At 65.7% G+C, this 14,980-nt stretch carries 12 protein-coding genes; 2 read left to right on the top strand and 10 right to left on the bottom strand.

What is annotated here, in order from left to right:
* The first annotated feature begins 38 nt into the window (after positions 1–38).
* Complete coding sequence (locus tag ACS5Q0_RS18190; protein WP_473128060.1) at positions 39–236, top strand: hypothetical protein; 198 nt, start codon at positions 39–41, stop codon at positions 234–236.
* 3 nt (positions 237–239) lie between these two features.
* On the opposite strand, the gene ACS5Q0_RS18185 is transcribed toward ACS5Q0_RS18190, so the two are convergent.
* Both ACS5Q0_RS18185 and ACS5Q0_RS18180 read right to left on the bottom strand, forming a co-directional pair.
* Entirely contained in the window at positions 240–2,402 is a 2,163-nt protein-coding gene (locus tag ACS5Q0_RS18185) for a primosomal protein N' (protein ID WP_473128059.1), read from the bottom strand.
* Positions 2,403–2,444: 42 nt separating this feature from the next.
* Positions 2,445–3,056: a class I SAM-dependent methyltransferase gene (locus ACS5Q0_RS18180; RefSeq protein ID WP_473128096.1), complete on the bottom strand. Its 612-nt coding sequence runs from the start codon at positions 3,054–3,056 to the stop codon at positions 2,445–2,447.
* 117 nt (positions 3,057–3,173) lie between these two features.
* Here ACS5Q0_RS18180 and ACS5Q0_RS18175 point away from each other — a divergent pair, with 117 nt between their 5' ends.
* The gene (locus tag ACS5Q0_RS18175) at positions 3,174–4,154 is read left to right on the top strand and encodes a tyrosine recombinase XerC (protein WP_473128058.1); all 981 of its coding nucleotides are present in this window, start codon (positions 3,174–3,176) and stop codon (positions 4,152–4,154) included.
* A 219-nt stretch (positions 4,155–4,373) separates the two neighbouring features.
* Here ACS5Q0_RS18175 and ACS5Q0_RS18170 read toward each other — a convergent pair whose 3' ends face one another.
* The 8 genes from ACS5Q0_RS18170 to ACS5Q0_RS18135 form a co-directional block, all read right to left on the bottom strand.
* Positions 4,374–5,000 carry a thymidine kinase gene (locus tag ACS5Q0_RS18170; RefSeq protein ID WP_473128057.1) on the bottom strand — a complete coding sequence of 209 codons (627 nt, stop codon included), beginning with the start codon at positions 4,998–5,000 and terminating at the stop codon, positions 4,374–4,376.
* 9 nt (positions 5,001–5,009) lie between these two features.
* A complete protein-coding gene (gene lpdA, locus ACS5Q0_RS18165; RefSeq protein ID WP_473128056.1) occupies positions 5,010–6,410 on the bottom strand; it encodes a dihydrolipoyl dehydrogenase in 1,401 nt (466 codons plus the stop codon).
* Positions 6,411–6,532: 122 nt separating this feature from the next.
* Positions 6,533–7,768, bottom strand: coding sequence for a 2-oxoglutarate dehydrogenase complex dihydrolipoyllysine-residue succinyltransferase (odhB, locus tag ACS5Q0_RS18160; RefSeq protein WP_473128055.1), 1,236 nt, complete (start codon positions 7,766–7,768; stop codon positions 6,533–6,535).
* 61 nt (positions 7,769–7,829) lie between these two features.
* Positions 7,830–10,790 carry a 2-oxoglutarate dehydrogenase E1 component gene (locus ACS5Q0_RS18155; RefSeq protein ID WP_473128054.1) on the bottom strand — a complete coding sequence of 987 codons (2,961 nt, stop codon included), beginning with the start codon at positions 10,788–10,790 and terminating at the stop codon, positions 7,830–7,832.
* A gap of 59 nt (positions 10,791–10,849) precedes the next feature.
* Positions 10,850–11,737, bottom strand: coding sequence for a succinate--CoA ligase subunit alpha (sucD, locus tag ACS5Q0_RS18150; protein ID WP_370435847.1), 888 nt, complete (start codon positions 11,735–11,737; stop codon positions 10,850–10,852).
* A gap of 12 nt (positions 11,738–11,749) precedes the next feature.
* Positions 11,750–12,949, bottom strand: coding sequence for an ADP-forming succinate--CoA ligase subunit beta (sucC, locus tag ACS5Q0_RS18145; RefSeq protein ID WP_473128053.1), 1,200 nt, complete (start codon positions 12,947–12,949; stop codon positions 11,750–11,752).
* A gap of 109 nt (positions 12,950–13,058) precedes the next feature.
* Positions 13,059–14,021, bottom strand: a complete 963-nt coding sequence (gene mdh, locus ACS5Q0_RS18140) for a malate dehydrogenase (RefSeq protein WP_473128052.1) — start codon at positions 14,019–14,021, stop codon at positions 13,059–13,061.
* Positions 14,022–14,250: 229 nt separating this feature from the next.
* On the bottom strand, positions 14,251–14,898 hold the full coding sequence (locus ACS5Q0_RS18135) for a TetR/AcrR family transcriptional regulator (RefSeq protein ID WP_473128051.1): 648 nt from the start codon (positions 14,896–14,898) through the stop codon (positions 14,251–14,253).
* Between the last annotated feature and the right edge of the window lie 82 nt (positions 14,899–14,980).

The raw sequence follows: 14,980 nt of genomic DNA, 5'->3' as shown, positions 1-14,980 counted from the left end.
CGACACCATTAACGCATGGTTAACGCCAGGAGCCCCCCATGCGCCTGTTCGCCGGCTTCACCCTGCTCGCCTTGGGTTTGTTCTGGAGCTATCCTTTCCTGGCTCCGGTCTTGACCCCGGAGATCGCAAGGGCCGTGCGCTCGACCGTTGCATCTGCGCCGGCGATTCCGGAGCCCCCTGTCCTCGTGCTCGCGCCGACGGACGTCCGGGCGCAGCCCGGCGAGACCGCCCGCTGAGCCTTACAGAAAACTCTGGGGATCCACGTCGATAGAAACGCGGGTGTTGCCCTTGGCCTTGGGACAGCGGGCCATCCAGGAGCGCAGATAGCCCTGGAGATCGACCTCCCGCTCCGTCTTGACCAGCAGCCTGTAGCGATAACGCCCCCGGATCAGCGCGAGCGGCGCCTCGGCGGGCCCGAGCACCATGACTCCTGGGGGAGGCTCCGCCACCAGGGCCATGGCCCGGGCATGGGCCTCGGCGACCGCCCGGTCCTCCGCCGAGATGATCAGTGACGCGAGCCGCCCGAAGGGGGGCAGCCCCGCCATCTCGCGGACACGGGTCTCCTCCTCGTAGAATCGCTCCGCATCGCCGGAAACCAGGGCGGCGATCACCGGATGGTCCGGCTGCCATGTCTGGACGAGGGCCCTGCCCGGCTTCTCGCCGCGCCCGGCGCGGCCCGTCACCTGCTGCAGCATCTGGAAGGTCCGCTCGGCGGCGCGCGGATCGCCGGAGGTGAGGCCGATATCAGCGTCCAGCACGCCGACCAGGGTCATGAGCGGAAAGTTATGCCCCTTCGCGACGAGCTGCGTGCCGATGACGATGTCGACCTCCCCGGCCGCGATGGCGGCCAGCTCTGTCCGCAGCCGCTCGGTGCCGCCGGGAAAGTCGCTGGAGAGCACGATGGAACGCTTGTCGGGAAAGAGCTCGGCCACCTCCTCGGCGATCCGCTCCACGCCAGGGCCGCAGGGCACCAGCGAATCGATGCTGCCGCATTCCACGCAGGCCTGCGGCGTGCGCTCCACATGGCCGCAATGGTGGCACACGAGGGCGCGCCTGAAGCGGTGCTCCACGAGCCAGGCCGAGCAGTTCGGGCATTCGTAGCGGTGGGCGCAGGCACGGCAGAGGGTGAGCGGCGCATAGCCGCGCCTATTGAGGAAAAGCAGCGCCTGCTCGCCGCGTCCAAGGGTTTCCTCTACGGAGGCAACGAGCGTCGGCGAGAGCCAGCGCCCTTTCGGGACCTGCTCGCGACGCAGATCCACGGCGCGGATCTGCGGCATCGAGCGCCCGCCGAATCGCTCCGGCAGCTTGACGTGACGATAGCGCCCGCGTTCCACGTTCACCCGGCTCTCGATGGACGGCGTGGCCGAGGCCAGGACTACCGTGGCGTTGTCGATCTTGCCTCGCACCACCGCCATGTCGCGGGCGTGGTAATGCACGCCGTCATCCTGCTTGTAGGCGGTCTCGTGCTCCTCATCGACCACGATGAGCGAGAGATCGGCATAGGGCAGGAACAGGGCCGAGCGCGCGCCCGCCACCACCTTGACCTCGCCCGAGGCGATGGCAGCGTAAAGCCGCTCGCGCTTGCGGCCGGTGACGCCCGAATGCCAGGTCGCCGGCTTGACCCCGAAACGCGCGGCGAAACGGTCGAGGAACTGCGCGGTGAGAGCAATTTCCGGCATGAGGATGAGGGCCTGCCGGCCTGCCCGCACGGCCTCGGCCACGGCCTCGAAATAAACCTCCGTCTTGCCGGAGCCTGTCACGCCTTCGAGCAGGATGACGGGCGGGTGCTCCTCCCCCATGGCGGCGACGAGCTCCTTCGCGGCCTCGCCCTGGCCATCGGAGAGCGTGGTGTCGCCGAAATCAGGGTTGGGGAGTCCGGCCACCGGCTCTTGCAAAAGCGTCAGGGTTTCGAGGACGCCCTCATCGATGAGCCCGTCGATGACGCTGGCGCTGACGCCCGCAGCATGGGCAAGCTCGCTCTTGAGGCGTACGACACCGTCCTGCGCGACCTCGATGACCTTCTGCCGCGCGGGAGTCATGCGTTTGGGCCGGCTCTCGGTGAGCCTGACGCCCACGCGCACGACATCCGCGCGGTCCGGATCGGGAAATTTCAGGCTCATGGCGAGCGCGGAGCCCTTCGGCGACAGCGTGTACCAGGACACCCAGTCGATGAACTTGCGCATCTGAGGGGACAGATTCGGCCCTTCGAGAACCCCCGTCACCTTCTTGAAATTGGCGCCCTGCCCTTCGCGCAGCGACCAGACCACCCCTGCGACCTCCCGTGTCGCGAGCGGCACCTGCACCACATCGCCCTCCTCGAGAGCGAGGTCGTCCGGCACGGCATAGGAATAGGCCGTGTCCAGCGCCAGCGGGATGAGGACATCGGCGATCTTGGAGGCCATCAGGGAGAGACCATGTCCTTCGCGTTCATCGGGTCGAGATGCTTAGACCCGATTTTCCCTCTCGAAGGCAAGCATGGTCCAGCTCACGTCCTCGCGCCCCAGCATGTCGGCGAACTCGCCATTCCGCAGAAGAGCCAGGCCGGATGTGCCCGCCGCTGCGATCAGCGGGTCGATCGGAATGGAGAACATGCGGCGCCCCGGCGGCACTGGCCCCTTTCTCACGGTCATGAACAGCCGACCGCCTGGCGCGAGAAGAGCGGCTACGCGCGGAAGCGCCCTCTCCCGCTCCTCCTCGTCGAGATGCATCCACACCGCCGTCATCAGGATGAGATCGAAGCGAATATCCCCGGCATGAAGCCCTGCGAGATCGGGGAGCGCATCATCGGTCCATGTGATGGCGGGAGACGGATGGAGCCTTCGGGCGTGGGCACGCAGTTCCGCCGTGGGCTCTGCCGCATGAACGCGAAATCCCCTGGTGGCCAGCGCGGCCGCGTCTCGGCCGGTTCCCGCGCCGATGTCCAGGGCGCGGCCGCCCTGCGGAAGGAGGTCGAGAAGCGGGCGGTAAATGTCCTCGAACGTGATGCTCTCATAGGCTTCGACCAGCGAATCCGCGGCCTCGGCGTAGCCTGCTATTCCCGGCACGGGCGTATTCACGCTTTTCAAACATTTTCTCCGTCGTTTCCGATGCCTGACCGGGTGTTGTTTCGTTTCAGAACCCAGTGGAGGCGCCGTTTCATCTTTTGGCAAGGGGGAGCGGCCATATTTGCGCTCATGGCAACGGCACAGACGCAGACATCGGAGATCGACCTCGTCCTGCCCGGCGCGGAGGATACCCGCCGGGAGGTGATGGCATGGCTCAATTCCCTCGCCAAGGAGCGGCGGCTCTCGCCCAAGACCGTGGAGGCCTATGGCCGGGACCTGCGGCAGTTCGTGACCTTCCTCACGGAGCATCTGGGCGAGAAGCCGTCCATCAGGGGCATCCTCGGCCTGAAACCGCTCGATATCCGCTCGTTTCTCGCCGCCCGCCGCATGGAGGCGGTGGGGAGCCGCTCGCTCATGCGCCAGCTCGCGGCCCTGCGCTCCTTCGCGCGGCATCTCGAGCGGGAGGGCCATGGCACGGCCTCCGCCTTCGCGGCGATTCGCTCTCCCAAGGTGGACAAGAACCTGCCGCGCCCCCTCTCCGCCTCTTCCGCCGTGGCGGTGACGGACAAGGAGACGCGCGCCTCCGAGGCGCGCAAGCCCTGGATCCTGGCGCGCGACGCCGCCGTGCTGTCGCTCCTCTATGGCGCGGGCCTGCGCATTTCCGAGGCGCTCGGCCTTCAGCGCCGCGACGCGCCCGTGAACGGCGTCGATTCGATCACGGTGACGGGCAAGGGCGGCAAGATGCGCAGCGTTCCCGTGATTCCGCCGATCCAGCGGGCGGTGGAGGAGTACCTGCACCTTTGCCCCTATGCGATCCCGCCGGAGGGCCCGCTCTTCGTCGGCGCGCGCGGCGGACCGCTGTCGCCCCGCATCATTCAGCTCGCTGTGGAGGAATTGCGCGGCGCTCTGGGACTTCCCGACAGCGCGACGCCGCACGCCCTGCGCCATTCCTTCGCCACGCACCTTCTCGCCAAGGGGGGCGATCTGCGGGGGATCCAGGAGCTTCTGGGCCACGCCTCGCTCTCGACGACGCAGCTCTATACGAAGGTGGATGCGGCGCGGCTGATGGATGCCTTCAACGCGGCGCATCCGAGGGCGCGGGTGAAATAGCCTCCCGCGCTCTGCCATCGGTTTCTAGCGCATCGTGCGGAAAAGTGGATCCGGTTTTCGCTGCGCGGCCCGCTGGGTCCGCGCCCCACGATGCGCTCATCCAAGAAGGGAGCATCGGATCGATCCCAAAAGTGCAAATCCACTTTTGGGTCCGATGTTCTAGGGGGAAGACGGGGATGGCCGGAACGGGCCCGGCCATGACGCCGTGTGCGTGAAGCCCTACTCCGCCGCCACGACCGCCTCGGCCAGCAACTGGCGCGCGGCGGGGCCGATATCGCCCTTCGTCCAATGCGGGCGGCAGACGGAGACGTAGCGGCTTTCGCCGCCGACCTCGATCACGGGACCGGAGCGCACCGGCTCGCCGTTGGGGTCGAACTTCAGGATCATCGTGGCCTTGCGGCCGCAATGACAGAGCTGCTTGATTTCCTGAAAGTCGTCGGCCAGGGCCATCATCGTCTGGATCGCCTCGCTGAACAGCGTGCCGTACACGTTGTTCTTGAGGCCATAGGCCATGACCGGGATGCCGAGCTCATCGACGATCCAGGCGAGCTGGCGGACCTGGTCCGCCGTCATGAACTGCACCTCGTCGATGAGGACCGCCGTCACCTTCCTTCGGGCGTGCTCCGCCGCCACGATGGCGTCGACGGCCTCGTCCTTCCTCAGAACCGTCGCATCGGCTTCGATGCCGATGCGCGATTTCACCTTGCCGACGCCGAAGCGGTCGTCGATCGGGCTCGTGAACAACAGCACGTAGCCGCCGTTCTCGATGTAGTTGTGACGGACCTGCAGGAGATGCGTGGTCTTTCCTGCGTTCATCACCGAGTAGAGGAAGTGAAGTTTTGCCATGAATCCATATTACATATGGATGGCGCGCTTCTCCACCGCCAACGCCGCTTCCTTCACAGCTTCCGCGAGCGTCGGATGCGCGTGGCAGGTGCGGGCGATGTCCTCGGAGGAGGCCCCGAACTCCATGGCGATGGCGGCCTCGTGAATGAGGTTGCCGGCCTCGGGGCCGATGATGTGCACGCCGAGCACCTTGTCGGAGGAAGCATCCGCCAGGATCTTCACGAAACCGTCCGTAGTGCGGTTCACCTTGGCGCGGCCGTTCGCCGTGAAGGGGAACTTGCCGACATTGTACGCGACACCGGCGGCTTTCAGCTCTTCTTCCGTCTTGCCGACGGAGGCGACCTCGGGGAACGTGTAGACCACGCTCGGGATCACGTCGTAGTTCACGTGGCCAGCCTTGCCGGCGAGGATCTCGGCCACCGCGACGCCCTCGTCCTCCGCCTTGTGCGCGAGCATAGGGCCCGCAATCACGTCGCCGATGGCGTAGATGCCCGTGACGTTGGTGGCGAAATGCGCGTCGGTCTGAATACGGCCGCGGCTGTCGAGCTGGACGCCCACGCGGTCGAGGCCGAGGCCCTGCGTATAGGGCACGCGGCCCACGGCCACGAGCACCACGTCGGCCTCGATGGTCTCGGCCGCGCCGCCGGCGGCGGGCTCATAGGTGAGCGTCGCGCCCTTGGCGGTCTTCGCGACGCCGGTGACCTTCGCGCCGAGCTTGAACTGGAAGCCCTGCTTGGAGAGGATGCGCTGGAAGTTCTTGGCGACCTCGCCGTCCATGCCGGGCAGGATGCGGTCGAGATATTCCACCACGATGACCTCGGCGCCGAGGCGACGCCAGACGGAGCCGAGTTCGAGGCCGATCACGCCCGCGCCGATCACCACGAGGCGCTTCGGAACGTTGTCGAGTTCCAGCGCTCCGGTGGAGGAGACCACCACCTTCTCGTCGATCTCGATACCGGGCAGCCGCGTCACGTCAGAGCCCGTGGCGATGAGGATGTTCTTGGTCTGGAGGATCTGGTTGGAACCGTCCTCGCCCGTCACCTCCACCTGGCCGACGGCGGCGATGCGCGCCGTGCCGTGGAAGGCGTCGATCTTGTTCTTCTTCAGCAGGAACTCGACGCCCTTGGTGTTGCCGTCGACGCCCTCCTGCTTGAAAGACTGCATCGTCTTCAGGTCGAGCTTGGGCGCACCGACGCCGATGCCGAGTCCGGCGAAGTGGTCACGCGCGTCCTCGAACATGTGCGAGGCATGGAGCAGCGCCTTCGAGGGAATGCAGCCCACGTTGAGGCAGGTGCCGCCATGGGTCTTGCGCTTTTCGACGACGGCGGTCTTGAGGCCGAGCTGCGCGGCGCGGATGGCGGCCACGTAGCCGCCGGGGCCGGTGCCGATGACGATGAGATCGTAGGACATGGGAGTCATCCCCTTGAACGTCGTGGCCGGGCTTGTCCCGGCCGTCCACGTGTTTGGGACAGCCGCCCGGCTCAGAAGGCGTGGATGCCCGGCTCAGGGCCGGGCATGACGAGATATGTCGATTACAGGTCCAGGACGAGGCGAGCCGGATCCTCGAGAGCGTCCTTGACGCGCACGAGGAAAGTCACGGCTTCCTTGCCGTCCACGATGCGGTGATCGTAGGAGAGAGCCAGATACATCATCGGGCGCACGACCACCTGGCCGTTGCGGACCACCGGACGCTCCTCGATGCGGTGCATGCCGAGGATGCCCGATTGCGGCGCGTTGAGGATCGGCGTCGACATGAGCGAGCCGTAGATGCCGCCGTTGGTGATGGTGAAGGTGCCGCCCTGCATCTCGTCGATGCCGAGCTTGCCGTCACGGGCGCGGCGTCCGAAATCGGCGATGGTCTTCTCGATGCCGGCGACCGAGAGCAAATCCGCATCGCGCACCACCGGAACCACGAGGCCCTTCTCGGTGCCGACGGCGATGCCGATGTGGTAGTAGTTCTTGTAGACGAGGTCCTGGCCGTCGATCTCGGCATTCACCGCCGGAACGTCCTTCAGGGCCTGAATCACGGCCTTGGTGAAGAAGCCCATGAAACCGAGCTTCGTGCCGTGCTTCTTCTCGAACACGTCCTTGTACTGGCTGCGCAGGTTCATCACCGCGCTCATGTCCACGTCATTGAACGTGGTGAGCATGGCGGCGGTGTTCTGCGCGTCCTTCAGGCGGCGCGCGATGGTCTGGCGCAGCTTCGTCATGCGCACGCGCTCTTCGCGCTCGGCATCGACCGGAGCGGAGGGAGCACGCACGGAAACCGGAGCGGCAGGCGCGGGAGCGGCAGCGCCCGTGGCGATCGCAGCGAGCATGTCGCCCTTCGTCACGCGGCCGTCCTTGCCGGAGCCGGGAACGTTCGACGGGCTGACGCCGCTCTCCGCGGCCAGACGGGCCACGGCGGGACCGTGATCCTTAGCAGTTCCGGGAGCAGCCGGGGCCGGAGCTGAAACGGCGGGAGCCGGAGCAGCGGCCTTGGGAGCCTCGGCCTTCGGGGCAGCGGCGGGAGCGGCTGCTGCCGCAGCGCCGCCTTCGACGATGGAGCCGAGCACCGCGCCGGGCGAAACCGTCTCGCCGTCCTTGGCGACGATCTCGCCGAGGGTGCCGCTCGCGGGGGCATTGACCTCGAGGGTGACCTTGTCGGTCTCGAGTTCGAGAACGGGCTCGTCGGCCTTCACGGGATCGCCGGGCTTCTTGAACCAGCGGCCGATGGTGGCCTCTGAAACGGATTCGCCGAGGGTGGGTACGCGGATTTCGGTTGCCATGTTCGTTCTAGTCTTCTCGGGCGTGCCTGGGCACGGGGAATGGGTGAGAGCCTTCGCGGGGTTAAGCCGCGAAAGCCTCGTCGAGGAATGCCTGGAGCTGGGCCAGATGCTTGGACATCAGGCCGGTGGCGGTGGCGGCGGAGGCGGGGCGGCCCACATAGCGCGGACGGTCCACCTTGGAGCCTGCCGTCTTGAGCACCCATTCGAGATAGGGCTCGACGAAGGTCCAGGAGCCCATGTTCTTGGGCTCTTCCTGACACCACACCACGTCCGCCTTCTTGAAGCGCGAGAGCTCGGCCGCCAGCGACTTCGCCGGGAACGGATAGAGCTGCTCGACGCGCAGCAGGTAGACGTCGTCGATGCCCCGCTTCTCGCGCTCTTCGAGCAGGTCGTAATAGACCTTGCCCGTGCAGATCACGACGCGCCGGATCTTGTCGTCCTTCACCAGCTTGATGCCGTCACGGCCCGTCTGCGCGTCGTCCTGCAGGACGCGATGGAAGGACGTGCCCTCCGAGATCGTGGCGAGCGTCGAGGTGCAGCGCTTGTGGCGCAGCAGGCTCTTCGGCGTCATCAGGATCAGCGGCTTGCGGAAGTCGCGCTTCAGCTGACGGCGCAGGATGTGGAAGTAGTTGGCGGGCGTCGAGCAATAGGCCACCTGCATGTTGTCCTCGGCGCACATCTGGAGATAGCGCTCCAGACGGGCGGAAGAATGCTCGGGGCCCTGGCCCTCGTAGCCGTGCGGCAGAAGGCAGACGAGACCCGACATGCGCAGCCACTTGCGCTCGCCCGACGAGATGAACTGGTCGAACACCACCTGCGCGCCGTTGGCGAAGTCGCCGAACTGCGCTTCCCACAGGGTCAGCGCGTTGGGCTCGGAGAGGGTGTAGCCGTACTCGAAGCCCAGCACCGCCTCTTCCGAGAGCATCGAGTTGATGACCTCGTAGCGGGCCTGGTTCTCGCTGATGTGGTTGAGGTTGGTGTAGCGCTCCTCGTTCTCCTGGTCGGTGAGAACCGAGTGGCGCTGCGAGAAGGTGCCGCGCTCGCAATCCTGACCGGACAGGCGCACGCGATGGCCTTCGACGAGCAGCGAACCGAAGGCGAGCGCCTCGGCCATGGCCCAATCGATTCCCTCGCCGGTTTCCAGCATCTTCTTGCGGTTGTCGAGGAAGCGCTGGATCGTGCGGTGGACGTGGAAGCCCTCCGGAACCGTGGTCAGCGCCTTGCCGATCTGCTGCAGGGTCGCGGCGGACACGCCCGTCTTGCCGCGGCGCGGATCGTCCTGATCCTCGCGCACGGCCTTGAGGCCCGACCAGCGGCCGTCGAGCCAGTCGGCCTTGTTGGGCTTGTAATTGGACGCGATGTCGAACTCGGCGTCGAGCTTGGAGCGCCAGCTGTTCTTCATCTCCTCGAGGTCGGCCTCCGTGACGACTCCCTCGTCGAGGAGCTTCTTGGAATAGACCTCCGTGATCGACGGATGCGACCGGATCTTGCGGTACATCAGCGGCTGCGTGAACGACGGCTCGTCGCCTTCGTTGTGGCCGAAGCGGCGGTAGCAGAACATGTCGATGACGACGGGCTTCTGGAAGCGCTGACGGTACTCGGTCGCGACCTTCGCAGCGAACACCACCGCCTCCGGATCATCGCCGTTCACGTGGAAGATCGGCGCCTCGACCATCTTGGCCACGTCGGACGGGTACGGCGAGGAGCGCGAGAAGCGCGGATCCGTCGTGAAGCCGATCTGGTTGTTGATGATGAAGTGGATCGATCCGCCGGTACGGTGACCGCGCAGGCCGGACAGGCCCAGGCATTCCGCCACGACGCCCTGGCCCGCGAAGGCCGCGTCGCCGTGGATGAGGAGCGGCATCACCGCGGTGCGGTTGTCGGGCGTGCAGCCGTGCTGGTCCTGCTTGGCGCGAACCTTGCCGAGCACCACGGGATCGACGATCTCGAGGTGCGAGGGGTTGGCGGTGAGCGACAGGTGGACGTTGTTGCCGTCGAAGGTGCGATCCGAGGAAGCGCCGAGATGGTACTTCACGTCGCCGGAGCCCTCCACGTCGTCGGGCGCGAAGGAGCCGCCCTTGAATTCGTGGAACAGGGCGCGGTGCGGCTTGCCCATCACCTGCGTGAGAACGTTGAGACGGCCACGGTGGGCCATGCCGAGCACGATCTCCTGCACGCCGAGATTGCCGCCGCGCTTTATGATCTGCTCGAGCGCCGGAATGAGCGACTCGCTGCCATCGAGGCCGAAGCGCTTCGTGCCGGTGTATTTGAGATCGAGAAACTTCTCGAAGCCCTCGGCCTCCACGAGCTTGTTGAGGATGGCGCGCTTGCCTTCCTTCGTGAAGGTGATCTCCTTGTCGGGTCCCTCGATGCGCTCCTGGATCCAGGCCTTTTCGACCGGATCGGAGATGTGCATGAACTCGACGCCGAGGGTCTGGCAATAGGTGCGCTCGAGGATGGCGACGATCTCGCGGATCGTGCCGAACTCGAGGCCGAGCACGTTGTCGAGGAAGATCTTGCGATCCCAGTCGGCTTCCGTGAAGCCGTAATGGGACGGATGCAGCTCCTCGTCGCTCGGACGCGGGTTGATGCCGAGCGGGTCGAGCTTCGCATGAAGATGGCCGCGCACCCGGTAGGAGCGGATCAGCATGATGGCGCGCACGGAATCGCGGGTCGCCTGCTGCACGTCGGCCTGGCTGATCTCGGCGCCCTTGGCCTGAGCCTTCGCCTTGATCTTGTCGCCGACGGCCTTCTCGACCTGGGCCCAGTTGCCGTCGAGGGCGGAAATCAATTCGCCATTGGCGTGGATCGGCCAGTTCGGCTTCTCCCAGGAAGGACCCTTGGCCGCCTTCTCGACAGCCTGCTTGTCGTCCTTCAACGCGCCGAAGAACGCCTGCCACTCGGCATCGACCGAGGACGGATCCTTCTCATAGCGGGCTTGAAGCTCCTCGATATAGGACGCGTTGGCCCCATAGAGGAAAGCGGTGTTCAGGAAGTTTTCGTTGGCGTCTTGGCGTGCCATGGCAACCTACAATCCAGAAAGCTGATCGGCCGCCCCGACAGCGGGGCGGCCAGTTCTTGTTATTGACCCTTGAGAACCTCGACGAGCGTCTTGCCGAGGCGGGCTGGGGATGGCGACACGCGGATGCCCGCAGCTTCCATGGCGGCGATCTTGTCTTCCGCGCCGCCCTTGCCGCCGGAGATGATCGCGCCGGCATGGCCCATGCGGCGTCCGGGAGGCGCCGTCCGGCCGGCGATGAAGCCGACCATCGGCTTCTTGCGGCCCTTCTTGGCCTCACGGGCGATGAACTCGGCCGCCTCTTCCTCGGCCGAGCCGCCGATCTCGCCGATCATGATGATCGACTCGGTCTTGGGGTCGGAGAGGAACATGTCGAGCATGTCGATGAACTCGGTGCCCTTCACCGGGTCGCCGCCGATGCCGACGGCGGTGGTCTGGCCGAGGCCCTCGCTCGTGGTCTGGAACACGGCCTCATAGGTGAGCGTGCCGGAGCGCGACACGATGCCGACGGAGCCGGGCTTGAAGATGTTGGCCGGCATGATGCCGATCTTCGATTCACCGGCGGTGACGATGCCGGGGCAGTTCGGGCCGATGAGGCGCGACTTGGAGCCCGAGAGGGAGCGCTTCACCTTCACCATGTCCTGCACCGGGATGCCTTCCGTGATGCAGACGATGAGCGGGATCTCGGCGGCGATCGCCTCGCAGATGGCGTCGGCCGCGCCCGGCGGCGGGACATAGACCACGGATGCGTCGGCGCCGGTCGCCTCGCGGGCTTCCATCACCGTGTCGAAGACAGGGAGGCCGAGATGCGTGGAGCCGCCCTTACCGGGCGAGGTGCCGCCGACCATCTTGGTGCCGTAGGCGATGGCCTGCTCGGAGTGGAAGGTCCCGTTCTTGCCGGTGAAGCCCTGGCAGATGACCTTGGTGTTCTTGTCGATGAGGATGGACATCAGCTCGAAACCTTACTTTCCGCCGCGCACGGCGTTCACGATCTTCTGGGCGGCGTCGTCGAGGTCGTCCGCCGGGATCACGTTGAGGCCCGACTCGCGGATGATCTTCTTGCCCTCTTCGACGTTCGTGCCCTCGAGGCGCACCACCAGCGGAACCTGCAGGCCGACCGCCTTCACGGCGGCGAGAACGCCGCGGGCGATGACGTCGCACTTCATGATGCCGCCGAAGATGTTGACCAGGATGCCCTTCACGTTCGGGTCGGCGGTGATGATCTTGAACGCCGCCGTCACCTTCTCTTCCGAAGCGCCGCCGCCGACATCGAGGAAGTTCGCCGGCTCTTCGCCGTAGAGCTTGATGATGTCGAGGGTCGCCATGGCGAGGCCCGCGCCGTTGACCATGCAGCCGATGGTGCCGTCGAGAGCGATGTAGGCGAGGTCGTACTTGGAGGCCTCGATTTCCTTCTCGTCCTCTTCCGTGATGTCGCGCAGCGCGACCACGTCGGGGTGACGGTAGAGAGCGTTGCCGTCGAAGGAGATCTTGGCGTCGAGGCACTTCAGGTGACCGTCCTGCGTGACGATCAGCGGGTTGATCTCGAGCATCTCCATGTCCTTCGCGGTGAAGGCCTTGTAGAGCTTCGTGACCAGATCCTCGGCCTCCTTGGCGAGCGGGCCTTTGAGGCCGAGAGCCTTGGCGACCGTGCGGCCGTGATGGGGCATGATGCCGGTGGCCGGGTCGACCGAGAAGGTGACGATCTTCTCAGGGGTGTCGTGGGCGACCTGCTCGATGTCCATGCCGCCCTCGGTGGAGACGACGAAGGCGACCTGGCCCGTGGCGCGGTCGACGAGCATGGAGAGATAGAGCTCGCGCTCGATGTCGGAACCGTCCTCGATGTAGAGGCGGTTGACCTGCTTGCCGGCTTCGCCGGTCTGCACGGTGACGAGGGTCTTGCCGAGCATCTGCTGGGCGAATTGCTTCACCTCGTCGACGGACTTGGCGAGACGCACGCCGCCCTTCTCGCCCGCGTCGGCTTCCTTGAACTTGCCCTTGCCGCGGCCGCCCGCGTGGATCTGGGACTTCACGACCCAGAGAGGGCCGCCGAGCTGCTTTGCAGCGGCTTCCGCCTCGTCGGCGGAGAAGATGGCGACGCCATTGGAGACCGGCAGGCCGAACTCCCGGAGAATGGCTTTGCCCTGGTATTCGTGGATATTCATGTGTTTTCCTCTCCGTCATGCTCAGGGCTTGCCCCGGCATCCACGCCTTCGCGGCGTGGCGGTTGAAGACGTGGATGGCCGGCACGAGGCCGGCCATGACGTACGGTGTTTACGCGAGCGACGGATTGATCTGCTTGCAGGCGTCCACGAGGCCCTGCACGGACGCCACGGACTTCTCGAACATCGCCTTCTCTTCGCCCGAGAACTCGACCTCGACGACGCGCTCGACGCCGTTCTCGCCGATCACGATCGGCACGCCGACGAACATGTCCTTCACGCCGTACTGGCCGTTCAGGTAAGCGGCGCAGGGCAGAACGCGCTTCTTGTCCTTCAGGTAGCTCTCGGCCATGGCGATGGCGGAAGCGGCCGGAGCGTAGAAGGCCGATCCGGTCTTGAGCAGGTTGACGATCTCGCCGCCGCCCTTGCGGGTGCGCTCGACCATGGCGTCGAGCTTCTCCTGCGAGGTCCAGCCCATCTTCACGAGGTCGGGCAGCGGGATGCCGGCCACCGTGGAGTAGCGCACGAGCGGCACCATGTCGTCGCCGTGGCCGCCGAGCACGAAGGCGGTCACGTCCTCGACCGACACGTTGAATTCCTCGGCGAGGAAGTGGCGGAAGCGGGCGCTGTCGAGAACGCCGGCCATGCCGACGATCTTCTCAGGCTTCACGCCCGAGAACTTCTGGAGAGCCCAGACCATGGCGTCGAGCGGGTTGGTGATGCAGATGACGAAGGCGTTCGGAGCATATTGCTTGATGCCGTTGCCGACCGCTTCCATGACCTTCAGGTTGATGCCGATCAGGTCGTCGCGGCTCATGCCGGGCTTACGCGGCACGCCGGCGGTGACGATGATCACGTCGGCGCCTTCGATGGCGGCATAGTCGTTGGCGCCCTTGTACTTGGCGTCGAAGCCGTCGACCGGCGCGGATTCCGCAATGTCGAGACCTTTGCCCTGGGGGATGCCTTCCGCGATGTCGAAGAGAACGACGTCGCCGAGTTCCTTCAAGCCGACGAGATGGGCGAGCGTTCCGCCGATCTGGCCTGCACCGATGAGCGCGATCTTTTTCCGGGCCATGGTCTGTCCTTGGATGTTGGTAAGGCTAGCGCCTTATAAAAGGTGGCGCTCTTTGACACCAGAAATGGGGACGCTTCAAGCCAGCAAAAGGTTAACGGGTTACACTTTAGGGCATCCGGGAGCTGCACACCGTCCCGAACGCGCGAAATAAAGTCGTGGTTTCAACAGCTTATCGCCACCTATGTGCGGCAATATTTCCTGTTACATTTTTTGCAAAATGTAACTCAAGCTAGATCGTGCCGATCTCCAGGGACCTGAGGACGACCCTGACCATCGCGGCCAGACGCTGGTCCAGGATGTCCTGCGGCACGTCCGCATCGAGGCGCACGGTCAGGGGATTGATGAAGCGATAGACCGCGTCGCTGATGAAATGAAGCGCCCTTTCCCGGTCCCGCGGATCGAATTTGCCCGTGACGATGCCCTCGTCCAGCACCCGCTCGATGAGAACCCTCATCCGGGCACGGTGCTTGCGGACGAGGGCCCTGGAGGTTTCGGTGGCGGAGCAATAGACATTGAAGAGGTGGCGGTCCTCCTTCAGCAGCTCCCGATGCGTGTGGGCCCAGGCCTGGATCAGCCGCTCCAGCTTGTCGTCGGCCGGATCGGGCGAATCCGCGATGTCGGCGATGATCGCCTCCATCCGCCGCAGCCACTGCCCCGCGATCGCGTCGATGAGCGCCGCTTTCGAGGCGAAGTAGCGGTAGACATTGGCATGGGTCATGCCGGCGGCGTCGGCGATGCCCACCACGGTGACCTGCTTGGGCCCGTGCCGGCGCAGCTGCTCGGCTGCGATATTGAGAAGCTGTACGTCCACCGGCACCGTATGGCGCGCGTTCTTCATGATGTCCGGCCTGGATGCGGGAGGATCGGAGGCGATCATCGCCGGATCGGTCCTCACCCCTTGGGAATGCCCCGGCAGCGATAGCATCGCGACACAGCCCGCGCCAGACCGGACTGAGCTT

It is taken from the genome of Microvirga sp. HS2 (genome assembly GCF_055792805.1).
Note: the sequence above shows the minus strand (reverse complement) of the source record. Positions and strands in the feature narration are given on the sequence as shown.

Coding starts and splice junctions, on each gene's coding strand:
- ACS5Q0_RS18155 (WP_473128054.1), bottom strand. CDS start 10,790: ATGGCACGCCAAGACGCCAACGAAAACTTCCTGAACACCGCTTTCCTC.
- sucC (WP_473128053.1), bottom strand. CDS start 12,949: ATGAATATCCACGAATACCAGGGCAAAGCCATTCTCCGGGAGTTCGGC.
- ACS5Q0_RS18190 (WP_473128060.1), top strand. CDS start 39: ATGCGCCTGTTCGCCGGCTTCACCCTGCTCGCCTTGGGTTTGTTCTGG.
- lpdA (WP_473128056.1), bottom strand. CDS start 6,410: ATGTCCTACGATCTCATCGTCATCGGCACCGGCCCCGGCGGCTACGTG.
- ACS5Q0_RS18175 (WP_473128058.1), top strand. CDS start 3,174: ATGGCAACGGCACAGACGCAGACATCGGAGATCGACCTCGTCCTGCCC.
- ACS5Q0_RS18185 (WP_473128059.1), bottom strand. CDS start 2,402: ATGGCCTCCAAGATCGCCGATGTCCTCATCCCGCTGGCGCTGGACACG.
- mdh (WP_473128052.1), bottom strand. CDS start 14,021: ATGGCCCGGAAAAAGATCGCGCTCATCGGTGCAGGCCAGATCGGCGGA.
- ACS5Q0_RS18135 (WP_473128051.1), bottom strand. CDS start 14,898: ATGATCGCCTCCGATCCTCCCGCATCCAGGCCGGACATCATGAAGAAC.
- sucD (WP_370435847.1), bottom strand. CDS start 11,737: ATGTCCATCCTCATCGACAAGAACACCAAGGTCATCTGCCAGGGCTTC.
- ACS5Q0_RS18170 (WP_473128057.1), bottom strand. CDS start 5,000: ATGGCAAAACTTCACTTCCTCTACTCGGTGATGAACGCAGGAAAGACC.
- odhB (WP_473128055.1), bottom strand. CDS start 7,768: ATGGCAACCGAAATCCGCGTACCCACCCTCGGCGAATCCGTTTCAGAG.